This is a genomic window from Capnocytophaga bilenii (genome assembly GCF_017565765.1).
Lineage (GTDB): Bacteria > Bacteroidota > Bacteroidia > Flavobacteriales > Flavobacteriaceae > Capnocytophaga > Capnocytophaga bilenii.
Window position 1 is genome coordinate 341,030 of sequence record NZ_JAGDYP010000002.1, and the last position, 24,166, is coordinate 365,195.

General features: G+C 39.7%; 22 protein-coding genes, 1 tRNA gene and 1 pseudogene. 11 read left to right on the forward strand and 13 right to left on the reverse strand.

Features of this window, described 5'->3' with window-relative positions; translation table 11 throughout:
• Positions 1-14: 14 nt before the first annotated feature.
• Entirely contained in the window at positions 15-2,108 is a 2,094-nt protein-coding gene (locus J4N46_RS03885; RefSeq protein ID WP_208058223.1) for a putative porin, read from the reverse strand.
• 179 nt (positions 2,109-2,287) lie between these two features.
• On the opposite strand from J4N46_RS03885, the gene J4N46_RS03890 reads away from it, so the two are divergent.
• Positions 2,288-2,884, forward strand: a complete 597-nt coding sequence (locus J4N46_RS03890; RefSeq protein WP_208058224.1) for a hypothetical protein — start codon at positions 2,288-2,290, stop codon at positions 2,882-2,884.
• A gap of 317 nt (positions 2,885-3,201) precedes the next feature.
• Here the strand turns inward: J4N46_RS03890 and J4N46_RS03895 are convergent, their stop codons facing one another.
• Together J4N46_RS03895 and J4N46_RS03900 are read right to left on the reverse strand one after the other, a co-directional pair.
• Entirely contained in the window at positions 3,202-3,600 is a 399-nt protein-coding gene (locus tag J4N46_RS03895; protein ID WP_236013641.1) for a hypothetical protein, read from the reverse strand.
• A gap of 83 nt (positions 3,601-3,683) precedes the next feature.
• On the reverse strand, positions 3,684-4,031 hold the full coding sequence (locus J4N46_RS03900) for a hypothetical protein (RefSeq protein WP_208058225.1): 348 nt from the start codon (positions 4,029-4,031) through the stop codon (positions 3,684-3,686).
• Positions 4,032-4,171: 140 nt separating this feature from the next.
• On the opposite strand from J4N46_RS03900, the gene J4N46_RS03905 reads away from it, so the two are divergent.
• Entirely contained in the window at positions 4,172-5,239 is a 1,068-nt protein-coding gene (locus J4N46_RS03905) for a hypothetical protein (protein ID WP_208058226.1), read from the forward strand.
• Positions 5,240-5,395: 156 nt separating this feature from the next.
• Here the strand turns inward: J4N46_RS03905 and J4N46_RS12835 are convergent, their stop codons facing one another.
• From J4N46_RS12835 to J4N46_RS03915, 4 genes and pseudogenes are all read right to left on the reverse strand, one after another.
• Complete coding sequence (locus J4N46_RS12835) at positions 5,396-5,527, reverse strand: hypothetical protein (RefSeq protein WP_262897131.1); 132 nt, start codon at positions 5,525-5,527, stop codon at positions 5,396-5,398.
• Between the two features lie 48 nt (positions 5,528-5,575).
• A complete protein-coding gene (locus tag J4N46_RS12840) occupies positions 5,576-5,710 on the reverse strand; it encodes a hypothetical protein (protein ID WP_262897132.1) in 135 nt (44 codons plus the stop codon).
• 272 nt (positions 5,711-5,982) lie between these two features.
• A pseudogene (locus tag J4N46_RS03910) lies at positions 5,983-6,860 on the reverse strand (IS982 family transposase).
• A 619-nt stretch (positions 6,861-7,479) separates the two neighbouring features.
• On the reverse strand, positions 7,480-8,469 hold the full coding sequence (locus tag J4N46_RS03915; RefSeq protein WP_208058227.1) for a glycosyltransferase: 990 nt from the start codon (positions 8,467-8,469) through the stop codon (positions 7,480-7,482).
• A gap of 121 nt (positions 8,470-8,590) precedes the next feature.
• Between J4N46_RS03915 and J4N46_RS03920 the strand changes: the two genes are divergently transcribed.
• Both J4N46_RS03920 and recJ read left to right on the forward strand, forming a co-directional pair.
• Positions 8,591-9,457, forward strand: coding sequence for a sigma-70 family RNA polymerase sigma factor (locus J4N46_RS03920; protein WP_009416000.1), 867 nt, complete (start codon positions 8,591-8,593; stop codon positions 9,455-9,457).
• A 12-nt stretch (positions 9,458-9,469) separates the two neighbouring features.
• Positions 9,470-11,164, forward strand: a complete 1,695-nt coding sequence (gene recJ, locus J4N46_RS03925) for a single-stranded-DNA-specific exonuclease RecJ (RefSeq protein ID WP_208058228.1) — start codon at positions 9,470-9,472, stop codon at positions 11,162-11,164.
• Here the strand turns inward: recJ and J4N46_RS03930 are convergent.
• The 4 genes from J4N46_RS03930 to J4N46_RS03945 all read right to left on the reverse strand — a co-directional run bounded on the left by J4N46_RS03930 (position 11,154) and on the right by J4N46_RS03945 (position 15,324).
• On the reverse strand, positions 11,154-11,825 hold the full coding sequence (locus J4N46_RS03930) for a uroporphyrinogen-III synthase (protein ID WP_236013644.1): 672 nt from the start codon (positions 11,823-11,825) through the stop codon (positions 11,154-11,156). The genes recJ and J4N46_RS03930 overlap by 11 nt on opposite strands.
• A gap of 83 nt (positions 11,826-11,908) precedes the next feature.
• Positions 11,909-13,450 carry an Rne/Rng family ribonuclease gene (locus J4N46_RS03935; RefSeq protein WP_009416003.1) on the reverse strand — a complete coding sequence of 514 codons (1,542 nt, stop codon included), beginning with the start codon at positions 13,448-13,450 and terminating at the stop codon, positions 11,909-11,911.
• A gap of 226 nt (positions 13,451-13,676) precedes the next feature.
• Entirely contained in the window at positions 13,677-13,973 is a 297-nt protein-coding gene (locus J4N46_RS03940; protein ID WP_369797066.1) for an HU family DNA-binding protein, read from the reverse strand.
• Positions 13,974-14,124: 151 nt separating this feature from the next.
• The gene (locus tag J4N46_RS03945; RefSeq protein ID WP_208058229.1) at positions 14,125-15,324 is read right to left on the reverse strand and encodes a 3-phosphoshikimate 1-carboxyvinyltransferase; all 1,200 of its coding nucleotides are present in this window, start codon (positions 15,322-15,324) and stop codon (positions 14,125-14,127) included.
• A gap of 385 nt (positions 15,325-15,709) precedes the next feature.
• On the opposite strand from J4N46_RS03945, the gene J4N46_RS03950 reads away from it, so the two are divergent.
• The 7 genes from J4N46_RS03950 to J4N46_RS03980 all read left to right on the forward strand — a co-directional run bounded on the left by J4N46_RS03950 (position 15,710) and on the right by J4N46_RS03980 (position 20,271).
• Positions 15,710-15,781: transfer RNA gene (locus tag J4N46_RS03950), tRNA-Arg, on the forward strand.
• A 22-nt stretch (positions 15,782-15,803) separates the two neighbouring features.
• Positions 15,804-17,075: an HU domain-containing protein gene (locus tag J4N46_RS03955; protein ID WP_208058230.1), complete on the forward strand. Its 1,272-nt coding sequence runs from the start codon at positions 15,804-15,806 to the stop codon at positions 17,073-17,075.
• 2 nt (positions 17,076-17,077) lie between these two features.
• Positions 17,078-17,605: an acyl-CoA thioesterase gene (locus tag J4N46_RS03960; RefSeq protein WP_208058231.1), complete on the forward strand. Its 528-nt coding sequence runs from the start codon at positions 17,078-17,080 to the stop codon at positions 17,603-17,605.
• 11 nt (positions 17,606-17,616) lie between these two features.
• Entirely contained in the window at positions 17,617-18,264 is a 648-nt protein-coding gene (locus J4N46_RS03965; RefSeq protein WP_208058232.1) for a metal-dependent transcriptional regulator, read from the forward strand.
• 4 nt (positions 18,265-18,268) lie between these two features.
• A complete protein-coding gene (locus tag J4N46_RS03970; protein ID WP_208058233.1) occupies positions 18,269-19,039 on the forward strand; it encodes a DUF3298 and DUF4163 domain-containing protein in 771 nt (256 codons plus the stop codon).
• Positions 19,040-19,051: 12 nt separating this feature from the next.
• Positions 19,052-19,756, forward strand: a complete 705-nt coding sequence (locus tag J4N46_RS03975; RefSeq protein WP_208058234.1) for a phosphoadenylyl-sulfate reductase — start codon at positions 19,052-19,054, stop codon at positions 19,754-19,756.
• A gap of 8 nt (positions 19,757-19,764) precedes the next feature.
• Positions 19,765-20,271, forward strand: a complete 507-nt coding sequence (locus J4N46_RS03980; protein ID WP_236013647.1) for a hypothetical protein — start codon at positions 19,765-19,767, stop codon at positions 20,269-20,271.
• Positions 20,272-20,343: 72 nt separating this feature from the next.
• Here J4N46_RS03980 and J4N46_RS03985 read toward each other — a convergent pair whose 3' ends face one another.
• Both J4N46_RS03985 and J4N46_RS03990 read right to left on the reverse strand, forming a co-directional pair.
• The gene (locus J4N46_RS03985; protein ID WP_009416013.1) at positions 20,344-21,318 is read right to left on the reverse strand and encodes a deoxyhypusine synthase family protein; all 975 of its coding nucleotides are present in this window, start codon (positions 21,316-21,318) and stop codon (positions 20,344-20,346) included.
• Positions 21,319-21,378: 60 nt separating this feature from the next.
• A complete protein-coding gene (locus J4N46_RS03990; RefSeq protein ID WP_394369222.1) occupies positions 21,379-23,958 on the reverse strand; it encodes a beta propeller repeat protein in 2,580 nt (859 codons plus the stop codon).
• Positions 23,959-24,166 lie beyond the last annotated feature (208 nt).

A 24,166-nucleotide genomic window follows, 5' to 3' on the forward strand; every position in this document is an offset into this window, starting at 1 on the left:
ATAATGTTTAGTTATTAATTAAATAAGTTCCAATTGATACCCAGTCGCAGTATAAAGTCCCTATAAGGTTGGGTTGGCGTACTGTAGTAGCGATACGGATTGCCCAAAGGCATCCAGCTAATATTACTAATAGGCACTTGCCATTGTTCCAATGAAAAGAAGATACGCATTGTGCGCACTTTAGCGTTGATAAACAAGTCAAGCGCAGGAAAGTTGCCTATTTTCCTTTCCGTTTGGGTTGCGTATTCACCCAATAATGGATTGTATTCATTAGCGTAGTATTTTGTGAAGTAATTCAGTCCGATACCCGCTTGCAGTATCATTGCTCGCTGAAACATCGGCGTTTTGATATACAAACTATTGCGAGTTACTATTGTAGGCACATTCAGCACCTTGCTATCTTGCACTACCTGTTGGTACAAAATAGTGTTGTCAAGTCCAAACTTGCCTACCCTGATGTCTTTGTACAATTTCAGTTGTAAGTATTGTATGTTGCCACTATATTGCTGCGGACGCACAATGCCTCTACCTTCGCTTGCAAAATAAGTATAATTATTAATATTTGTAATGTCCAAATGCGCTTCCCCCCATTGTGTACGCACGCTTCCGTAAAGAGTTTGGTAGTTTTCTTTCTGAAAACTATCGTAGTTATTCCAGTTAAAACGCTTGTAATCACTTTGGTAAAGCAAAAAGTTAAAGTTAGGCATCGCCGAGTGTAGTGTCATTCCCGCCGATAGTTTATTTTCAGCGTTGAAAGCATAAGCCAACGTTGCTGCAAGGTGCGTACCCGTCATTTTGCCAATAAAAGTCTGTTCCCCCTGTGCATCTATGCTAAAACCCTTCACCTTTTTGTGCCATTCTACCCCCAAACTCATATCCGTATCCTTTATTTGGCGGCGTTGCAATACCCCCGATACGTAGTAAGCATTAGGGAAAAAGTAGTTGTAATGGTACGCGTTTGCAAAGAGGAATGTTTTGCCCAAATAAGGCAATTCCACTTCCACCCCTAGTTTGTTAGTCATTTTTCTCAGGTTTACACTATCCAGCAAACTTTCACTTACAAAAGCATCACCCAAAAAACTATTGCTACGGCTTTGTTTAAAGTTGTAGTGTTCTTTTTCATAGCTAAAAAGATGCCTAAAGCGCAACTGTTTATTAGTTTTTAGCGAGTCCGAAGTACGCAATAAAGCATAGTCGTGTTGCAGAAAAAAACGCTTGCTTTCGCGGTTATTTTCAGCGTCCAATAAGTTGATATTTATAGTAGCGCGGTTTTTAAAAACGCGTTCCCCCCCTTCAAACTGACTGAGGGTAACAATCCCCCCGTTCTCTTGGCTATAAGTGTCGTTAGTAGCGTAATGCGTAAATACAGTGTATTTTTTGTTGGTAGATACATAGCTGAAACCCGTTCTAAAATTACCATTACTCACAAGGGCACGCCTATATTTCCCCAGCGAACGCAATCCCCTATAAGCTATAAAAAAATTAAACTGAGGCGTTAAGTTAGCCGAGAAAAGCACATCCAAGTTCTGCCCCTGTTCCATACCCGTTTTGTATGAAAATTGTGAAACAGGCGTAGGGATATAGTAATAAGTAATCTCTTCAGGAGTTAGGTACAGCTGTTTTTTGGCTGTAGCCCCCATATCAGGTAAGTAAGCACGCCTTCTAAAATCGTAGCTAAGTGAGTTGTAAGGTTGCGCCATATTACCCATTGGCATTTTGCCAAACAAATCCTTTTGCCAAGCGTTGTTGCGGTAATATTTTGCCATACTTATAGAAGTGTCTATAACTGTAGTATCCCGCAAGTAAGTGATGATTTTGTAGTCATTAGCTGTAAAGGTAATACTGTCTTTTTTCTTTTTAGGGCGCAAACTCTTAAAGCCAAGTCCCTCTTTATCATTATTGTTGCGGTTATTATCCCTATTATAGCGATTGTCGTACGAATTATTGTACGAATTGTTGTAAGAGTCGTTCTCATACGAATTGGTATCGTATGAATGATCCGAACTCTTATTAAAACGCTTAATATCATCAATCTGTGCCCACGATATAGAGGGGCAAACCCATAACGAGATAAAAAATATATAGAAAAGATATTTTGTCCAATACATAAAAAGCTATTTGAGGGGCAAAGATACAAATAAATTATGAATTATTAATGATTAATTTTAATACAGAAGCCGCCCTGCCAATTCATAATTCATAACCCTTCTCACCCGTAATCTTTATTTTAATTCGTTAGTATTAAAAAAATATTGTATCTTTGCACTAAATTAAAAAGGTTATAAATATGAAAAGACAAATTAAAAAAATTAGTGTTTTTCTCTTAGTCCTTTTTGTGTGCGCTTGTTCAAGTACAAACACATCAGGAACAGGAGAGACAGGAAAGGGGCAAGATTCTGTAGTGTCTAACGAAAAAGAAAGTTTTTCAAACACTACAGTTGCCAAATTATTCAAAGAGTATGATGATATTTATAGAATTCCTCGTAGGGAAGATATTTTAAAGGACGAGTATTCTTCTATAGAGGAGTTGTTGAAAAATACTTATCCTAATCGTTGGGAAACAGTTGTAGAGAATAGTAAAGAGGAAATTAAAGAAGCAGAAAAAATAGCAAAAACTAAATTTTTTTGTGCTAAAGATAGGGATGGATTTCCTAAGGATATCTATTTTGGCATAGATGATCCAAAATATGATTTTGCTATAATGTATATAGGGGATATTTATGTTTATAAACTAGACAAATATTCAACAAAAGAATATATTGAAGAAGGAACCCCTTTTGTATTACATCAGTCCCTTAGAGATAGTTTGGATATTAAATCATTAGGTTTAGACCCATCCTCCGAGAAGAAACTATTAGAAGCCCAAAACTACAAGGGAATTTAAGACCAACGGAAAAAAGGGAATACAAGACTTAGAGACTGTCCGAAAAGTTTTAAAAGTATGATTGCACCACGCACTTTGTCAAACTTTCAAAGTTTGACAAAGTTAATCGCTCTGATAATCAATTACTTTTATTTACATTGTAGGGGCGATTGGCAAATCGCCCTCACAAAACAAAACTTTCTCAGTCACACTCCAAAATGCAAATAAAAAGAGGATATCTTTTGTTAGACATCCTCTTTTATTTGTTACAGAGCCTATTAGAAAAACAATAGGCACTTTATATTACTTATTTTGCTCCTTTTCTGCTGTTATAACTGCTATGCATTAGCTGCAAATTCATTTTTTAATCCTCCCATAAGCATCTTTCTCATCTCTTCACGACTAATTTCGTGTTTTTTTCCTGCTCTTGCCCTATCAATCATTGTAAAATACTCTTTCTCAGACATTGAAGAATCATCATCTTCTTCTAAAATATCTTTAACCATTAGATTTACATCAGTATATCCCTTTATAGAATGTCTGTTTTCTCTCATCTCTACAAAAGCCTTATGGGTTTCCTCATTAGGAATAGATTTTTCTGTAGGGATAGTTTTTTTCTTATTATCTATTGGGGAAGTATCTAAAATAGTAGTTTTTATTTTAAGTCTTTCAAATAGATGTTGAATTATAGGAAAATCTGCATTACTAATAGTTGCTTGTATAGTTATCGCATTCATATCTCTATGTTTTTTGCAAAGATAATATATATTTCAATAAAAACAAAATCTTACACTAAATTTAGCCGCCTGCCAATTCTACTTCAAAATTCAAAAAACAACTTCGGGAATAGTACCTCTATAGGTTTCTTTACTAAGAAAATCTTAAGCGTAGCCCACAAAAAACCTACTCCATAACTAAAAAATTGCAGCAATACAGCCCATAAAGTAAGTACTCCTATTACCAAACTCCTGTTTTTTAGCGCACTATCTATATAAATAATCGTAAAATACCCCATATAACACCACCAAAAGAAGCTAAATCCCATAAAAAGTGCTGTTATAGCTACCAAAAAACCTATACTGAAGAGCGTAGGAAACCAAAAAGTAAGTTTGCGTGTGTGGGGGTGCCAATAGTTCAGTATGGCACGCGTTTGCCCAAATTTATTCACTTGCCCCTAACGCAACCCCTGAGACTCTGCGCGCTTTTGAAGAAAACTTAAATAAAATGAAGGAGGTTAAATAATGTGCTAATTTGCCAATTTGAAATTATTTGCTATTTTTGTGGTGTTAATTCAATTTTAAAATAAGAATGATGTTAAAAATATGCTTTTTAATCGTAGGAATTGTATTTGTGGTATATATTTTAGTAGGATGTTCTTTAACCAATGCTGTTGAGAAAAGAATTTCCGATGCAATCTTACCTTCAAAGTACAAAAAATATGCGGATATTCATCAAGATTCTATTTCTTATGAAGGAAATACTATGGTGAAATTTAAAATGATGAGAGGTGCTTTTGTCAATCAAAAAAATGAACTTATCGTAGGTGATGACAACCCCTTAGGTTACTTAAAGTATGACGTTTATGCAAATGTTATTGATAAAATAGAAACCAAACAATCAGATGGTACAGAAAGTCTTTTAGATGGATTTTATGGAGATTATCTTATGGATTTTAAGGGGAAACGTTATTGTTCTTGGTTAATAGACGGCGATAAGTCGTTTAAAGCAATGGAATTAGTTCCTCATTCTGAAGAGTGGGATGAAGAAGCTCAGTATAACTTTTACTTAACAGAGATAAAAGGTAAATCGCCTTATTACGATTTTGTAGATGGTAACTTTTACTTTTTTAAAGATAATAAATGGAGCTATTTTCCTGAAAATATGTACTATTATCATATTTTACATCTAAAATATGGTTGGGGGGAAGACTCTGATGAAAAAGAACTACAAGAAGGAAAATGTATTAGCATCTTCTCACGTGATAAAAGAGAGTTTATGCCCAAAGAGAAAAGTAAAAAGCGCGATAAAATTATCCCTGAATATTTTAAAGTAGAAGAAAGGGATGGTGATTGGGGGTCTAATATTGGCGGTGGTTCTGGATCTTATCTTACCACTTGGAAAAATGGTATCTTCTTCTTTACACTACAAGTAAACGGACAAACTTTTGGTCTTAAAAACAAAGAAAGTATCTATAATAGTCCTATTCGCCATACAAATATAATGAAAGATAAGACCAATTACTTTCAGATGTACGGAGGTATTTTGGAAAATTGTGGGAAATACGATGTCTATACTCACCCACAATTGAAATTTGCTTTGTTCGCTCACAATACTTACTATCGTAATGACGTATTTATCATCAAAAATAGAGAATAACCATTATAGAACATACTCAAGTACAGCGTATTGAAAAACAGAAAGATACATTTATGCAACAAGCTGTTGCACAAATGGTAACAATAGAGAAAACTCTTTCTGTTGTATATAATATGGATATTTCAGAAATAGAAAAGATATTCAAAAAGTCTGTTACTACTCAAACAAATAGGAGGTCATCGACATACTCCCCAATTCTCTGTACTCATTCCATACAGTAACTTTTCGCTCTTTTCCTGCGGCACCAAGGGCAACCAATAGCGGATAGAAATGTTCGGTGGTAGGCACCGCTAACGAGGCATTCCCCCGCTGGCGCGAGCTTGTAGCTCGTGCCTACTATAAATAGAGCTTGTAGCTCGTGCAAATTTGCCCGTGCGGCTCGCCCCCCATTACTCCCATTATTCCCACTACTCCCACTACTCCCATTACTCTCACAACTCCCATTACTCCCATTACTCCCATTATTCCCACTGCTCCCTAAAAAACCGCCCGTGCGGCTCGCACCCCATTACTCCGATTACTCTCACTACTCCCACTGCTCTCACCCCTAAATTTGCTCATTTCCTAATTATACACTACCTTTGCCCTATAATTTGCAAATTTAGAAATTTGCAAATCAACAAATTAAGAATGATGCTTTCATCTTCCCATTGTGTAAGGCACAATACAAGGAGTATTGTCTATTATTAAATACCTATCTAAAAATGAAAAAAAAACTTATTTTTATTAACCCGTTGTGCATTTTAAATAATAGAGGCTTTTAGATTGTGGATTTCTCTATTTAATATAAACTTATTGATGTATTGTATCAATGTTAAAGATGTTATCTTGCTGAATATCCGTGTTTTAAAACCTTCAAATGATTTTGCATAATTACGTTTTATCATAAATTGATCACACAGTTGGGAAAATAAAGTCTCTATTCGTTTTCGTTTTTTTTAAAGAGCCTAAATTGAGGTCTGTAGTCTTTTTGATTAGTCCTTTTAGGTGTATCTAATTGAATATTAGCATAGTTGAACAAATCTATTTGTACTTCTGCTGAGAGATAACCTTTATCCCCTATCAAAGTACAGTTTGACAATTGTTCTTTCACATCATTAAGATATCGGATATCGTGAACCGAAGCAGGACTCATATCGATAGACTGAAAAATTCCATTTAAAGAACAGATAGCGTGTAACTTATATCCATAATAATATAGCTTTTGAGAAGCACAATAGCCAAAATCAGGGCTTGAATAATCAAACTCCTTACATATATGTGAGCGTTTTGCTCTTGAGTTTTCACAGACTTTCAGAGGCATACTATCTACCATAAAAACATCTTCAAATTCGTTAAAATGTTGTGCAATTTTAGTCCTAATTTGCTCTATATAAGGGAATAATTTTCTTCTTCTACGATTAAAAACACTTCTTTCAATTTTACTTTTGATAGATTCAGGTATTTTTCTAAACAACTGACACTCAGAATCTATACTCAAGTATTCAGCAGTTAGAGCTAAACTAACTACTTCTAAATCAGACATTTTAGGTTTTCTTCTTTGATAATTTTGAAGTTTCTTTCCAAAGAATTTTGATAATACTTCAAGAATTTTTTTGTAACTTTGCTCCAAGTTGTTCATTATATTTAATTGTTTGGAATTCAATCAAATATACGATTTTTTAATCAAATGAACAACTTTTTTTATTTTTTTAAAATCAAAATGCACAACGGGTTATAAAGTAGACAAATATTCAACAAAAGAATATATTGAAGAAGGAACCCCTTTTGTATTACATCAGTCCCTTAGAGATAGTTTGGATATTAAATCATTAGGTTTAGACCCATCCTCCGAGAAGAAACTATTAGAAGCCCAAAACTACAAGGGAATTTAAGACCAACGGAAAAAAGGGAATACAAGACTTAGAGACTGTCCGAAAAGTTTTAAAAGTATGATTGCACCACGCACTTTGTCAAACTTTCAAAGTTTGACAAAGTTAATCGCTCTGATAATCAATCACTTTTATTCACATTGTAGGGGCGATTGGCAAATCGCCCTCACAAAACAAAACTTTTCTCAGACACACTCCAAAATGCAAATAAAAAGAGGATATCTTTTGTTAGACATCCTCTTTTTATTGTTACTGAGCCGCCTCGCTAATTCTACCCATTCCCCCCCCTTTTTGAAGAGAAGTCCGCGAGCTGGTGCAGCGAAGTATGTGTTAAAGGAGAGATGTTAACTTCTCTCTCCAATTCAAAATTCAAAAAAACAACTTCGGGAATAGTACCTCTACAGGTTTCTTTACCAACAAAATCTTAAGCGTAGCCCACAAAAAACCTACTCCATAACTAAAAAATTGCAGCAATACAGCCCATAAAGTAAGTGCTCCTATTACCAAACTCCTGTTTTTTAGCGCACTATCTATATAAATAATCGTAAAATACCCCATATAACACCACCAAAAGAAGCTAAACCCCATAAAAAGTGCTGTTATAGCTACCAAAAAACCTATACTGAAGAGCGTAGGAAACCAAAAAGTAAGTTTGCGTGTGTGGGGGTGCCAATAGTTCAGTATGGCACGCGTTTGCCCAAATTTATTCACTTGCACCCTAAACTTGCCCCACGAAATACGCCTTTTGTGATAAACGTAAGCATTGGGAATAAAAGCCGTCTGAAAACCAGCCCCCCACAAGCGGATAACCAAATCGGGGTCTTCACCTGGGTGTATATGCTTAAAGCCCATAGTAGCTTCAAAAGCTCGGCGCGAAAGCCCCATATTGAAGCTGCGAGGCTCAAAACGCTGTACGCGGCGTTTGTTGCCACGTATGCCCCCTGTGGTTAGCAAAGAAGTCATAGCATAATTTATCGCCTTTTGAATATCCGTAAATTGAGCATTGGCAGCATCAGCCCCGCCAAAGCAGTCCACATAGTGGTTTTGCAAGTAAGCGTCTACTGTAGCCAAGTAGTGCGGAGGCACAATACAGTCAGAATCTAAGATGATAAAATAGTCGTGTTTCGCCCGCTGCATACCGTAATTACGCGAATCCCCAGGACCCGTATTTGCTTTGTGGTAATAGCTGATGTCCATTAAAGGATAGCGCAAGCATATAGCTTCTAAGGGCTGCGGCGAACCGTCATCTACTACCACTACTTCAAAATCATCATTGTATTGTTGCGCTGTCAAACTTTGCAAAAGCTCATCAAGCTCATCAGGACGGTTATAAATAGGAATGATAAAACTATACTTCATTGTTAAACTATTGTTAATTTTACACCTTGTTGTAACATACACGCCGTTTTACTCGTATAATAGGCAATGTAAGACCAATAAGAGTCTTATTTAAAAGTACAAATTTAAATATTTTTTCTGAATGAGGCAATTAAAAATCACAAAACAGGTAACAAACCGCGAAACTGCATCACTTGATAAGTATTTACAAGAGATAGGCAGGGTAGATCTTATTACTGCTGATGAGGAGGTAGAATTGGCACAACGCATCAAAGCAGGCGATAATGCAGCATTGGAAAAGCTCACAAAAGCAAACTTGCGCTTTGTGGTATCGGTAGCTAAACAATACCAAAACCAAGGGCTCACCCTCCCCGACCTTATCAATGAGGGAAACTTGGGACTTATAAAAGCGGCTCAACGTTTTGACGAAACTCGTGGCTTCAAATTCATCTCCTACGCTGTGTGGTGGATACGCCAATCCATACTACAAGCGTTGGCAGAGCAATCGCGTATTGTACGCCTTCCGCTCAATAAAATTGGCTCTATCAACAAAATCAATAAGATGTATGCTTATTTGGAGCAGGCTAACGAGCGTGTTCCTTCGGCTGAAGAAATTGCTAAAGAGCTGGATATGTCGGTAAACGATGTAAAAGAATCGATGAAAAACGCAGGCAGACATATCTCTATGGACGCTCCTTTGGTAGAGGGTGAGGACTCTAACCTTTATGATGTGATACGTAGTAATGAATCACCCAACCCCGATAAGGAGTTGATGCTCGCCTCATTGCGTACCGAAATAGAACGCTCTTTAGAAACCCTTACCCCTCGTGAGGCTGATGTGTTGCGCTTGTATTTTGGGCTTGGCGACCAGCACGCTATGACGCTTGAAGAAATAGGTGAAACTTTTGACCTTACCCGCGAACGTGTGCGCCAAATAAAAGAAAAAGCCATACGCCGCCTAAAACACCCTTCACGTAATAAAACCCTTAAATCTTATTTGGGAAGCTAAATAACCACCTTTATGAACTATCATTGGGATTTCAAACCGTTACCACCCTCGCAAATAATTGATACTCTTCGCCAAATAGGCTTTAAACCGCCTTTTGATACTTTGTTGGCACTGCGTGGCATTAGCACGCGCGATGAGGCTTATCACTTCCTGAACCCTTCGTTGCAATTGTTGCACAATCCTTTCCTAATGAAGGGTATGCAACAAGCAATTGATAGAATACAGAAAGCTATTGCTGCCCAAGAGCGTATCCTCATTTATGGCGATTACGATGTTGATGGCACTTCGGCTGTCTCGCTAATATACCGCTACTTCAGCAAGCACACTCCTCACTTACTTACGTATATCCCCGACCGCTATACAGAGGGCTATGGGGTTTCTTTTCAAGGGATAGACTATGCCGCTGCTCAAGGTTGTAACCTGATTATCGCCTTAGATTGTGGCATCAAAGCAGTGGATAAAGTCGCTTATGCTACCCAAAAAGGTATCGATTTTATCATTGCCGACCATCATCGCCCTTCCGATGACATTCCCGATGCGGTTGCTGTTCTCGACCCTCACCAAGCTGATTGCCCATACCCTTACAAAGAACTTTGTGGTTGTGGGTTGGGCTTCAAAATAGCACAGGCTTACCAGCAACACATTCAGCAACCCTTTGAAGAACTCCTCCCGCTACTCGATTTGGTAGCCATAGCCACTGCTGCCGATATTGTCCCTATGACGGGCGAAAACCGCATCCTAATGCACTTCGGTTTGCAACAGCTCAACACTCAGCCTTCCGAAGGGGTAAAGGCTCTTTTTGGGCAGCATCAAGGGAATATCAATACTAGTGATGTGGTGTTTAAGGCGGCACCTCGCATCAATGCAGCAGGTCGGATTGAAAAAGGTATTTATGCAGTAAATCTTCTTACTGAAAACAATAAAAAAAAGGCTATCGATAAAGTGAAATTTATTGATAACCTTAATCAAGAACGTAAGGAATTGGATACTACTATCGCTGCCGAAGCACTGGCGGCTATTGAAGCTAATAACGAACAACAGCGTTATACTACTGTGGTGTTCAATCCGCAGTGGCATAAAGGGGTTATTGGTATTGTTGCCTCACGCCTTATAGAACATTATTATCGCCCTACGGTGGTTTTTACCCAAAGTGGTGATAAATACGCTGCTTCGGCACGCTCGGTAAGTGGTTTTGATATTTACGAGGCTTTAGAACAATGCCAAGACTGTATAGAGCAATTTGGCGGACATACCTATGCGGCGGGGCTTACACTTCGCCCCGAACAATACCCGCTCTTTAAAGAGACTTTTGAACGGGTAGTAGCTCAAACCATTCCCCCCGATTGCCTTACACCTAAACTGCTTATAGATACTTATTTGCCTTTACAACAGCTCAGCCTAAACTTATATAACAACATAAAACGCTTTGAGCCTTTCGGTCCTATGAATCTCAGCCCCGTGTTCTACGCCAATAACGTAGTAGATACAGGCGTTGCTCAATGTATAGGCAAAGACAATAGCCACCTGCGCCTAAGCCTTCGCCAAGTAGGTAGCACCAAATTCTTCTCAGCCATAGGTTTCCATTTAGCCGATAAACTCCCTATAGTGCGCTCTGGTATTCCTTTCCAAATTGTCTATACTCTTGAAGAACAATATTGGAACGGCAATACTACTTTACAGCTGCAAATAAAAGATATTAAGCTTTAAGAGAACGTACCACACCTTCTATTACACTGTCTATAGTAGGCACATCGGCAATGGTGAGGTCTTGCCAAAAGTGTTGTGCCGTATCGGCAGTGGTGGTGCCTATACAAAATACCTTCTCGGTACGCACCAAATTGCAAATACAATAGCTTACAATTGCCGAAGGGCTGAAAAACAAGATAATATCGGGCTGCTCATCTATAATGCGCGGTGCAGGAACCGATTGGTAAGCTAATATTTCTTCTACATTGATAGCGTTTTCAGCAAAAAAGTTGGGAAGGGTAGGTAGCTTGCTGGTGCCTACAAAAAAAGCAATCTTCTCCATTTGCTGAAAGCGAGCTAAATCGGCTTTCATATAATCTACAAGCAAGGCAGCATAAGGCTCGCTGTGTTCTACCGTAAAGCCAGCTTCGGTAAGCAGTTCGGCTGTTTTTTGCCCTACACATAGCACGGGTACGTTTTTTAGCTTTTCAGCTTCGGGGTGTTGCAAGAAGCTATTCACAGCATTTTTGCTGGTAAATACCAAAGCACTATACGGAGGGTTTAGCTCCTTAATTTTTACAGGCAGTGTCCTGATAAAATCGTGTTCTACAATAGTAACACCTTGTGCCAATAGCGGTGCTTTTTGGGCATCGCTTAGTTTTTTTGTTGATAATACAATCATAATTGTTTTTATTGTTAATTTGTTATTTACCGATATGTAAAAAGCTGCCCAAGTATTTTAGGCAGCTTTGTTTTTTAGTAGGTTTAAAGAGGAGTCCCTTCTTTGGTTTTAAAACGATATTCTAAATAAGTATAAGCGTCTCGGGGTAACACCTTTATCCATCGCTTGTATTTTAAAAACCATTTAAAACGGATAGAGAACAGACCCTTAGTAATATAAGCCGCTATAAAAGGGTGTGCGTTCAGCACAATTTGCCCTTTATAGGCTTCCTCCTTAATAATGCTTTCAAGTTCTATGTTGATTTTATCAATCAGAACGATTGGGGCTTCTATTTCACCCTCTTTGCTTGGATTTTCTTCTTTGGTTTTAATGTTGAGTTCTTGTCGCACTCGTTGCCTTGTAATTTGTATCAATCCAAATTTGCTAGGAGGGAGTATTTTGTGTTTAGCACGGTCTTCAGCCATTTCATCGCGTAGGTGGTCAAATAGGATACGCCTATTATCACTATTGCTCATATCAATAAAATCTACCACGATGATACCTCCCATATCCCTTAGGCGTAGTTGTCGTGCTATTTCGGTAGCTGCTATCAGGTTTACCGATAAAGCGGTCGCCTCTTGGTCGTTATTTTTATTGGAGTGGTTGCCGCTATTCACATCTATCACGTGCAGTGCTTCGGTGTGTTCTATTACTAAGTAAGCCCCTTTAGGCATTGATACTGTACGCCCAAAAGCAGTTTTTATTTGCCTTTCTATGTGAAACTTCTCAAATATAGGTACCGATGAGCGATAAAGTTTCACTATATTTTCCTTTTCGGGGGCTATTTCTTGCACGTATTTTTTTATTTGCTCATACAATTGTTCGTTATCTACTTGTATGGCAGTAAAGGTGTCGTTAAACATATCGCGCAATATTGCACCTGTTCTGTTCACCTCGCTCATTACCTTCGAGGGGTAAGTTGCTTTTTGGATTTTTCGGCACATTAAAACCCAACGATTGAACAAATTTTGTAAATCTTTGTCTAATTCCGCTACTTTTTTACCTTCGGCTACGGTGCGTACAATCACCCCAAAGCCTTTAGGCTTAATGCTTTGTAGTAACTTTCTGAGGCGTTCCTTCTCGGTACGGCTTCCTATTTTTTGTGAAATAGAAATGCGGTCGGAGAAAGGCACTAATACCAAATAACGCCCCGCAATAGAGAGTTCAGAACTGATGCGAGGTCCTTTGGTAGAGATAGGCTCTTTTACGATTTGTACCAATATAGGTTGATTGGGTTTCAGCACATCGGCTACAGTACCGTTTTTGTCAATATCGGGTTCTAAGGGAAAGTCCTTTAAGGAAAAGTCTTTTTGTTTGCCCGATATTACTTGTTTCAGGAACTTGAGTAGTGATGATAGCTGAGGTCCTAAATCGTGATAATGCAAGAAAGCATCTTTTTCGTGCCCTACATTCACAAAAGCAGCGTTTAGCCCTTGTATAGGCTTGCGCACTTTTGCCAGCATAATATCTCCCACGCCAAGCCCATCGGTATCTTCTTCTTTGTGAAGCTCAATAAGCCTACCGTCACGCAACAAAGCAAAATCTATGTAAGAGGAACCAGAACGTATGATTAATTCTTTTTCCACTTTGTTGGATTTTTTTAGTTAATAAATCAAGGTACTTGTTATGGCATTATATTCACAATACTATGCTAAATAATACCGCTAATTTTAAGCAAGAAAAAGTAGTATTACACTACTTTTTCTTTTTGTGGCGATTAGCTCTCGCTCTTTTCTTACGTTTGTGGTTAGCCACTTTATGTCTTTTTCTTTTTTTTCCGCTTGGCATAACTTAATTATTTTTATATGATTATTAATTTACTTGTACTTTTTTCTTTACACCTTCTACAAACACTTTGGCAGGCTTGAATGAAGGTATGTTGTGTGCGGGTATTTTCAAGGTTGTATTTTTAGAAATATTACGACCTGTTTTTTCTGCACGGGTTTTGATAATAAAGCTTCCAAAACCTCTTAAATACACGTTTTCTCCTTTTTCTAATGAGTTGATTACCTCTTGCATAAAGTTCTCAACTGTTTGCTGAACTTCTGTTTTATCAAGACCCAGTTTTTCTGAAATCTTTGATACAATCTCTGCTTTTGTCATAGTTATATTTTTATATATGTATATTCGTCTGTGGCAAAATCTTTTTTCAGGGTGCAAAGATAGTAATTAATTATTTAATAAACACTATGTTAGCATTTTTTTTTATCTTTTTTATCCCTTTATTTTTTTCGAAACATCGTAAATGATTTATATTCAGTTATTTACAAAATTCCATCACCTCTGCAAAATCGTCCCAAAAGTTAGGATACGATTTGCTTACTACCTCCTTATCGGCTATCTCAAAGTCGGTTTTTAGTAATAAAGGGGCGAATGCCATTGCCATACGGTGGTCGTTATAGGTGCTGATACTCACCCCACTACCCAGCTGTGCCCCCGCTGCCAGTTCTAAACTGTCTTCTGTAATAGTTACCGCTGCTCCCAATTTTTCCATCTCGTTTTTCAGAGCCTGCAAACGGTCGGTTTCTTTTATTTTTAGGGTGTGCAAGCCTGTGAGGGTAGCCCCAATGCCCAAGCCTAAGCAAGTTACCGCAATGGTTTGCGCAATATCGGGGGTGTTGTTTAGGTGTGCTGTGTAATGAGCGGTTGTAGGGGTGCTTACTTTTTCAATCACAAGGGTAGTTCCTTGAAAAATAGTGCGTACGCCCAGCGGGAGGTATAATTGCTGCAAAGCGCTGTCGCCCTGCAAGCTATCTTGTTTGAAGTGTGATAATTTTAGCTGAGTGCCCACTTGCGAAAGTGCCACGCAACTATACCAATACGATGCCGATGACCAATCCGATTCCACCTGCCAATGGTCGTGCAGCAGTTCATCGCAAGGCTTTACTATAATGGTGTGCTCATCTACAAACTGCGCCACATTTTCGCCCAGCATATATTGCAGAAAACGCACCGTCATTTGCAAATATGGCAATGAGGTGATTTCGCCTGTGAGGTTCAGCGTCAGTCCTTTAGGTAATGAAGGGGCAATGAGCAGTAGTGCCGAAGCGTATTGGCTACTTACATCGCCGCGCAAGCTTACTTGGCTGCCTTTTAAGGCTCGCCCTCTGATGCGTAGTGGGGGGTATCCTTCGTTTTGGGTATAAGTAATATCAGCTCCCAATGCCCTGAGTGCCTCCACCAATACGCCTATAGGGCGTTCGCACATTCGTTCAGAGCCCAATAAGGTAAGGTCTACCCCTCGCTGGGTAGCAAAATAAGCTGTAAGAAAACGCATTGCTGTTCCTGCGTGGTGTACATCAAATAGCGGACTCATATTGAGTAGTGCTTTTTGGAAGATGCGAGTGTCATCGGCAATAGCGAGGTTGCCGATAGTCATATCGGGGAAGAGTGCTTGCAACAGCAGTGCGCGGTTACTTTCCGACTTAGAGCCTGAAAGCAATAATGATAGAGTACTCATATTAATTATTTTGGAGTGCAAAGGTAATAAATATTTTTGATATGACACTTTATCCTTCGGTGCGAGCCGCACGGGCTTCACATACTCGGCTGCGCTTATCCTTCGTCACATACTCGGCTGCGCCAGCTCGGTGCGAGCCGCACAGGCTTTTATCCTTCGCTCAACCTTCGCTTATCCTTCGCTCATCCTTCGCTCAACCTTCGCTGAAGGTTCGGAGGAAGCTCGGAGGAAGCTCGGAGAAATAAGTGGAGGCAGGGGGTGTGTAGTTTGTACTTTTAAATGCTATAAATCAGCATATTACAATATGGAGGTTCGTTAAAATGAAAAAAAACATTGTTATTTAAAAAATATTTTATACTTTTGCAGCAAATTTTCTGAGAAAGAAGGTCTTGTAGTTCAACGGATAGAATAGAAGTTTCCTAAACTTTAGATCCAAGTTCGATTCTTGGCAAGACCACATTACCTTATAACTTTTATTGATGAAGGACTTAAACGTATACATAGAAGAATTACTATATAAAAGCCAATGTGTGATCATACCTCGCTTTGGTGCTTTTATATCCAATAGAAAATCGGCAACAATTGCCGATGACAAATCATTTGCCCCACCAAAACGCGAATTAACTTTTAACCCCAGCCTTAATTCTAATGACGGATTGCTCGTAAAATACGTATCGGAACAATCGGGCATAGACTATAACCTTGTTGAAGATTATATAAACCTTGCTGTAGATGGCTGGAAACGCATTTTACAACAAAATCAGCCATTGGTGCTGGATAAAATAGGCACTTTGCAACAAATAGGTGAAGGACGTGTTTCTTTCACCCCCGCAGATGATGTAAATTATCTTACCGACTCGTTCGGTATGACTCCTTTTATACCTCACGAAATCCCTAATGCGAGTATGCAAACAAATGAAATAAAACCCACACTTAACCCTACCCATACCCTACCACCTGAAGAAGAAATGCCTTTGGTAGAAAGCCCAATCACTCAGGATCTTACTCCCGAAGTTCCTGCCGACAAAGGTAAAAAAGCTAAAAAAGAAAAAAGTAGCAAAGGCGGCTTTAAGCTACGCCCTTATGTGAAATATACTGCTGTAGCTGCTGTAGGGCTACTTATCTTGGCTTATGGGGCTTACCTTTTCTTTGGTGAAAAGATAACTAAAGAAGGAGGCGAGGCTGATAACCAATTTGTAGTAAATGACAGCTTGGTGCAAGAACGCCTCAACCAAAAACTGAGTGAGGCTGGGGTATTTACGCCTCCCATTACGATGCCTACTGTGCCTATGCCTGTAGAAAAAGTGAAAGTAAAAACAAGTACTAATGCAGCTGCTACCGAAACCAAGACTACTACGGCAAGTAGTGGTAGTACCGCATCGGCAGGTAGTAGCAATAGCGGTAGTAGTGCAGGAAGTACAGCATCAGCAGGTAGTAACAATAGCGCTAGTACTGCCGCTACAACAAATGGTGGCAAGGGCAGTAGCAGTAGCAACAGTGCTATGGCAAGCAAGAAATACCAAGTGATAGCAGGGGCTTTTAAAGAAGATAAAAATGCCCAAAAACGCGTGAAAGAACTGCATAAATTAGGCTATAAATCTGCTTTTGTATTGGGGACTAATGCTAAAGGATTGGTGCAAGTGAGCTATGGTGGCTTTGATACTATGGACGAAGCTAAAGCACTGCAAACTGAGATTAAAAATAATAAAGAGAAAAAGAAACTTGACGGTGGGTGGATACTCACACAATAAATATGGAAAAGAAAACACCTTCGGCATCACGCACTGTGATGACCGATTTGGTATTGCCTGGTGAAGCTAATCACCTAAACGCTATGTTTGGGGGCGAACTGCTTGCTCGTATGGATAGAGCAGCAAGTATTGCCTCGCAAAGGCATTCGGGCTGCGCTACAGTAACAGTATCAGTAAACCACGTAGCTTTTACCCATAGTATTCCTGTGGGAAGTGTAGTAACTGTAGAGGCTGCGATATCACGAGCTTTCTCCAGCTCTATGGAAGTGTATATAGATGTGTGGATGGAAGATATGCACGGACAACGGCTAAAAGCTACTGAAGCTATATACTCATTTGTAGCGGTAGATCACAATGGAAAACCTGTGAAAGTACCCGAACTATTGCCTGAAACTCCCTTAGAGCACGAACGCTATCAGGGTGCCCTACAGCGTAGGCAACTTAGCCTAGTGATAGCAGGCAAAATGAGCCCTCACGATGCTACCGAACTAAAAGCACTCTTCACCGAATTAGAAAGTGTAAAAGGCTAAGAAATCATACAATGACCCTATCGGAAGAAAACTATCTGAAAACCATTTTTCATCTGTACCAAGAGGAAAAAGAACCGGTATCTACCAATGCTATAGCCGAAAGATTGGCTACCAAACCATCATCGGTTACCGATATGATGAAAAAATTGGCTACCAAGAACCTTATTAACTACCAAAAATACCAAGGTGTAACACTCACCGAACGCGGAATGAAAAAAGCGACACTTATCGTGCGCAAACACCGCCTTTGGGAAGTGTTTTTGGTAGAAAAACTTCATTTCTCTTGGGACGAAGTGCACGATATAGCCGAAGAACTTGAACACATACAATCGGAAGTACTTATTGATAGGCTTGATGCTTTTTTAGGTTCACCAGATAAAGACCCTCACGGCGACCCTATCCCCAACAAAGAAGGTGTATTTTACAACACTATTAAAACTTTGCTAAGTGAGCTTGACAACGGCGATAGTGGTACTTGTGTGGCTGTGAAGAATACCTCAAAAGAATTCTTGGTGTATTTAAGCAAAATGGGCATTGCTTTAGGTAACGAAATAACAGTAGTGAGCAAAGAACCCTTTGATAATTCAATGACGATACGCATTAGTGATAAGATAATACAACTCTCGGCAATGGTGTGCCGTAATATCTACATCAATTAAAATTATGAAGAAAGTATATATCATATTAGCAGCCCTGTTATTAATAGTAGCTACTTATTTTATCTATAAATATTACTTTGCAATCAATTTTGAAGAGGTAACTGTAGAACGTACTACCGAAAATTGCGAGGATAATTGTTTCTCTGTAAATCTTAACTACCTCAAATGTAAAGGAGCAAGCGAATTTGCTACTAACTTCAATAAAGAAATAGAACTGCAAATAGCTAATTTCTTACTCTGTAATGACGATGACTCATTGCAAATAGATGACGTGAGTATAGAAAAAGCTCTTGATAACTTTTTGAGTGATTATAACACCCTACACGAGCACTTTCCCAATATCCCTGCTTACGAGCTTACCCTCACCGATAGTATTATGTGGCAAAACGACAAGATGCTATCGCTCATCTCAAACCGCTATTCTTTTACAGGGGGTACCGATGCTGTACAAAAAAAAGTGTACATAAACTTTGCTTTGGATAACGGTGAGGTAATCACCAATGAAAACCTCTTCACCGATGAAGATAAAGTACTCGCAATAGCCGACAAATACTTCAGAATAGCACACGATACTGCCCAAGTAGAATCTCTTGATGGTAAGAGCTTTGACTTTGAAGACGGCAAATTCCGCTTGCCTAAAAGCATAGGCGTAGGTAAACAAGGCGTATTATTGTTTTATGAACCTTTTGAGATTGCGCCTTACTTAGATGTACCTTTTGAGGTAGTTATACCAATGGAAGAGGTAGAAAAATACCTTACTTTTTCATCTAAATAAAAAACAATTCACGTGGAAGAACAACTAAATGACTTATATAACGAATTAACCAATTTAAACGAAGTAGAAGGACTACGCTTTTTGGCAGCTCAGTTTCCTGATGAGATAGTCTTCTCTACCAGCTTTGGGCTTGAAGACCAAGCTATTAGTCATTTGATACTCGCCAATGATATTCCTATAAAAATATTTACGTTGGAAACGGGACGTCTCTTTAGCGAGACCTATTCGGTATGGGAAAGCACCAATGAGCGCTACCATACCCATATTATACCTTACTACCCCGAAGCTCAGGCAATAGAAAAACACGTAAAGGATAATGGTCCTATGGCTTTTTATCGCTCAGTAGCCTTGCGCAAGGAGTGTTGCCATATTAGGAAGGTAGAGCCGCTTACACGAGCTCTCAAAGGCAACAAAGTATGGGTAACAGGTATCCGTGCCGAGCAAAGCAACGCCCGCAAAGATTTACCCCTATTAGAGTGGGACGACACCTACAAGCTCTTCAAATACAATCCCCTCCTACATTGGACGTGGCAACAAACCAAAGATTTTGTTAAAACGCACAATATACCTTACAACGTGCTGCACGACAAAGGCTTTGTGAGTATAGGCTGTGCTCCTTGCACACGCGCTATCAAAGAAGGTGAAGATTTCCGCGCAGGACGCTGGTGGTGGGAAAGCAATAGCAAAAAAGAATGCGGATTACACGAACATAAATAGATTATATCGTGAGAAACTACCTCCTTTTTTGCCTTAAAGCTACTAATCAGCACGGGGTACATTCTCCTTTTATATTTAGTTTTGTAACCCAATGCTTGTATAACAAACACTTAGTAACCCCTGCCGATTTCCCACAAACCACTTCGCTTACTACAAAGCAGTATACTCTATTACTGAAAAGTATCCGTTACTTTCAGCCCAAGCATATATTTACCGATGAGCCTTTGCTGCAAGAAGCTATGACAGCTTCTGCCAACCTCAATACAACCCTGCAGCAAACCTTGTATGATTATCTCTTTATCAATGGCAATTACGCCTCGTACGAATCTTTTTTAGGTAATATGCATAACGATAGTGTGTTGGTTATCAATGGGCTACAGCAAAAAAGCCGCTATGCCCTTTGGCAACAGCTCACTCAAAATCCTCAAGTTACTGCCTTTGTTGATGTCTATACACAAGGCTTTGTATTTATTCGTAAGGAACAACTACATCAAGGCTTTATGATAAGGTATTAATACCATATAAAAAAACTACCCGAAAAAGCTATAAAACTTTTTCGGGTAGTTTTTTATAGGCTTTTTAGCTAACTATTTTCCTAATAAATAAGCAAAAATAAGCGGAGCTACGATTGTAGCGTCAGATTCTACTATAAATTTAGGAGTATTGACGTCCAATTTTCCCCAAGTAATTTTCTCATTAGGTACAGCTCCTGAATACGAACCGTAGCTAGTGGTTGAGTCTGAAATTTGGCAGAAATATGACCAGAAAGGCACATCTTCCCATTCCAAGTCTTGGTACATCATTGGTACAACACAGATAGGGAAATCACCCGCAATACCTCCACCTATTTGGAAGAAGCCAACCCCTTTACCACCTGAGTTTGCACGATACCATTCGGTGAGGTAAATCATATATTCTATACCTGTTTTTACTGTCGAAGCCTTTAGGTTGCCTTTTATCACGTTGGCAGCAAAGATATTTCCTGTAGTAGAGTCTTCCCAGCCTGGGCATACAATAGGCAAGTTTCTTTCAGCAGCTGCCAATATCCAAGAGTTTTTAGGGTCTATTTCGTAGTATTGTTCCAATACCCCCGATTTCACTACCTGATATAAATATTCGTGAGGGAAGTAGCGTTCACCTTTGCTTTCAGCAGCGTGCCACACATCTTCCAAGTGTTTTTGCAAGCGGCGGAAAGCCTCTTCTTCAGGAATACAAGTATCTGTTACGCGGTTGTAGTGTCCTTCCAAAAGCTCCCATTCTTGTTGAGGTGTAAGGTCGCGGTAGTGAGGTACACGCTTGTAATGAGAGTGTGCCACGAGGTTCATCACATCTTCCTCAAGGTTTGCACCAGTGCACGAAATAATATCTACTTTTCCAGCGCGTATCATTTCGGCAAGCGATATTCCCAGCTCGGCAGTACTCATAGCTCCTGCCAAAGCCACCAACATCTTTCCACCTTCAGTAAGGTGTGTTTCATACCCTTTTGCAGCATCCACTAAAGCTGCCGCATTAAAATGCAAAAAGTTACTCTCAATAAACTGAGAGATAGGTCCTTTACTCATCTTATCAATTATTAATTAGGTTGCAAATATAGTTATAAAATTTCAATATACCAAATCTTATTAATTCACCTCCAGCGAACGCTCTTCATCAAAGCCGTCAGGAAGCGTAAAAACCACCGTATAACGCCCTTTGGGTAGGTAAATATTCCCATCGGTAGCCGTGCGCAAGAATATGCGCTGCACACTCTTTTCGTAAGCTGTTTTGCCTGCTTCCGAAATAGTTAGGTTATATGGAATGTAGTTAAACCCTTTATTTGTCTTATACACCCATTCTTGCAGCGTAACACGCCCTTTTATAATTTTTATAGGTATTTCTTTACCCGCTTGAGAAGCAAAACCCAACAAATACACTTGCGGTTTTACGGGTGTTTCCCACTCATTGGCAGCATTTCCCCATTGTGCCGAATAAGCAATAGTTGTAGGAGCTTCCAGAGGATAAAACTCTTGCGAAGTAATAGCAATGCGAAGCTCTTGCATCATTTTGATAGAAGTACTATACACCCCACTACCCAATGTAGCCACTTGCATTTCCCCCGTGCTCTCGTTTATATAAATATCACGTATTCCCGTTTCGGGTAAGCCCTTGCTAAATGCTTGCCAGCTTTCGCCCAAGTTGAACGATATATAAAGCCCGTTATCGGTACCTACATACAAAATCTGTCCGTTGATAGGGTCTTCTTTCACCACATTCACCCGTCCTTCGGGAAGGTTTGAGCGAATGTCCGTCCAGCTTTTTCCGTTGTCGTTACTCATAAACACAAAAGGCTCTGCTACCGTTTTATCGGTAGCAATGAGTGTAGCTATCACACGGTTGCGCTGGTGGCGTGAAGCAATTAGGTGATTTACTCGCAAGGCACGCGGGAAAGCATTGTAAATTTTTCGCCACGTAACCCCACCATTGTCGGTAGTGTAAATCATTCCATCATCACTACCCGTATATAGCAAACCAAACATAAAAGGCGATACAGCGATTGCCGAAATCGTCCCGTAAGGTCTATTGCCTTGTTTGCCCCCATTGGTGAGATCGTCCGAGATAGTACGCCAATTCTTACCCCTATCTATGGAAAGATGCAATTTATTGCTACCTGCAAACATAATATCTTGATTTTGTGCCGAAATTGCCAGCGGGATACGATTGCCAAAGCGCAAAGGTGCTTTGTTCTCACCATAAAACAAGTTCCCCCAATCCTCTTTGGGTGTCAAGCTATTGTCTAAATTGGCTATTTGCACCGCTTGTGGTACATTCTTCGGTTCAAAGCTCTTTCCGTTGTCATACGAAACCAACAAACCATTATTGGTATTGCAAAACAAAGTGCCACCTTGCATATAAATACCCTCATAACGTTTCTCTAAACTTACGGGCTGCTTGCTACGCCACGTAACACCCCCATCTACTGATTCCAATAAAGGGTATCCTCCTATAAACAAATGGTCTTTATTGCTATCCTCTACTGCTATTCCGCCAAAGAACTCACCATCTTGGTAATACGTATCGTTTAGCGGTAGCGAATGCGTTTTTTCCCAGTGCAATCCCCCATCTTTGGTTACATACACTTCGGCACCCACTACTTCTTTGGGATTCAGCTGCAAATAATTCAGCAAGCGCGAAGGCGAAGTTACTTCCGCAGCAATCATATCTTTTAGCTGTTGCGCTTTGTATTTGTGATTCTCACCAATATTTGCCAGAAAAAACTCCAACCGCTGATTGTCCAACGCCAAAAAGTCCGTTTTACTCATTCCTTCAAAATCATTAGCCGAAAGATGAATTTTATACGCCTTTTGCAACTCATTATCAGTATTATTTGCTTTTTTTATAGTACGGTTATCTACCACAGCATAGTAAGTATTTTTATCAAAGAGAGCCACCCCTATTTTTCCTATTCGGTTCCCCTCAAGAAAACCATTTCCACTGATTTTGTTCCACGTATCGCCCCCATCTGTACTTTTGTAAATAGCGCTATTGCTGCCAAAAGGCACACTTTCCCACTCGCTGTTGTTGCATTCCCAAGCGGTAGCCAGCAATACAGCCCCGTCTTCCGAAGCTACCAAGCCACTCACCCCCGTGCGAGTACTCAAAGCTAATTTCTGTTGCCACGTTCTGCCCCCGTCAGTAGTTTTAAAAATACCACGTTTGTCGTCTCCTTTGTAAAGGTTGCCCATAGCCGTTAGTAGCATTTCCTGCGGATTATTGACGTTTAAATAAATCCCACTGCTGCGTTCAGCAGGTACCGCCCCACGAAACTCAGTAGTCGCACCCCAGTCAGCCGATACAAATAAGCCGTATGGCGTAACAATAGCCAGCACACCGCGCTGCCAATCCACCGCCAGTGCACGTACCTGCATTGTAGGCATTGTAGTACATAGCGGTGCAAACGTTACCCCTCCGTTTTTTGTATGCCATATTCCCCCATCTTCAGGCGAAATAACAAATTCGGCACTATTTTTCTGATTTACACACAATGCCACCACACGGCTACCCGCAGCCTTTACCTGCACCCGTTCAAAAGGCGTTTCGCTCACCCACGAATTAGTTTTAAGTTCTTGTTTTTCCCGAAAAGATAGCGGCAAAGCCACCTGCGCCTGCACACCACCCCCCATTACCAAGAGCCACATCCACGATAGAAAATATTTTTTCATCATTACAAAAAGTTACAAGTTTGTTGTTTTATAGCACAATACCCTTCTGTCCCCTTAACCTAATAAATCGGCTATACCCAATTTATCCAACCGTTATCTTCAGAGCGAACCTTGAGCGAAGGATAAGTGAAGGAAAGTCGGCGAGCTTTAATTTCTTTAAAAACGACTGCAAAATTACAAAAAAAAGTAATACCTTTGCCCTTTCAAACTA

Bases quoted from the DNA above. Each gene is read 5' to 3' on its own strand.
- J4N46_RS03885 (WP_208058223.1), bottom strand. From the start codon at position 2,108: ATGTATTGGACAAAATATCTTTTCTATATATTTTTTATCTCGTTATGG.
- J4N46_RS03890 (WP_208058224.1), top strand. From the start codon at position 2,288: ATGAAAAGACAAATTAAAAAAATTAGTGTTTTTCTCTTAGTCCTTTTT.
- J4N46_RS03895 (WP_236013641.1), bottom strand. From the start codon at position 3,600: ATGAATGCGATAACTATACAAGCAACTATTAGTAATGCAGATTTTCCT.
- J4N46_RS03905 (WP_208058226.1), top strand. From the start codon at position 4,172: ATGATGTTAAAAATATGCTTTTTAATCGTAGGAATTGTATTTGTGGTA.
- J4N46_RS03915 (WP_208058227.1), bottom strand. From the start codon at position 8,469: ATGAAGTATAGTTTTATCATTCCTATTTATAACCGTCCTGATGAGCTT.
- J4N46_RS03920 (WP_009416000.1), top strand. From the start codon at position 8,591: ATGAGGCAATTAAAAATCACAAAACAGGTAACAAACCGCGAAACTGCA.
- recJ (WP_208058228.1), top strand. From the start codon at position 9,470: ATGAACTATCATTGGGATTTCAAACCGTTACCACCCTCGCAAATAATT.
- J4N46_RS03930 (WP_236013644.1), bottom strand. From the start codon at position 11,825: ATGATTGTATTATCAACAAAAAAACTAAGCGATGCCCAAAAAGCACCG.
- J4N46_RS03945 (WP_208058229.1), bottom strand. From the start codon at position 15,324: ATGAGTACTCTATCATTATTGCTTTCAGGCTCTAAGTCGGAAAGTAAC.
- J4N46_RS03955 (WP_208058230.1), top strand. From the start codon at position 15,804: ATGAAGGACTTAAACGTATACATAGAAGAATTACTATATAAAAGCCAA.
- J4N46_RS03960 (WP_208058231.1), top strand. From the start codon at position 17,078: ATGGAAAAGAAAACACCTTCGGCATCACGCACTGTGATGACCGATTTG.
- J4N46_RS03965 (WP_208058232.1), top strand. From the start codon at position 17,617: ATGACCCTATCGGAAGAAAACTATCTGAAAACCATTTTTCATCTGTAC.
- J4N46_RS03970 (WP_208058233.1), top strand. From the start codon at position 18,269: ATGAAGAAAGTATATATCATATTAGCAGCCCTGTTATTAATAGTAGCT.
- J4N46_RS03985 (WP_009416013.1), bottom strand. From the start codon at position 21,318: ATGAGTAAAGGACCTATCTCTCAGTTTATTGAGAGTAACTTTTTGCAT.
- J4N46_RS03990 (WP_394369222.1), bottom strand. From the start codon at position 23,958: ATGATGAAAAAATATTTTCTATCGTGGATGTGGCTCTTGGTAATGGGG.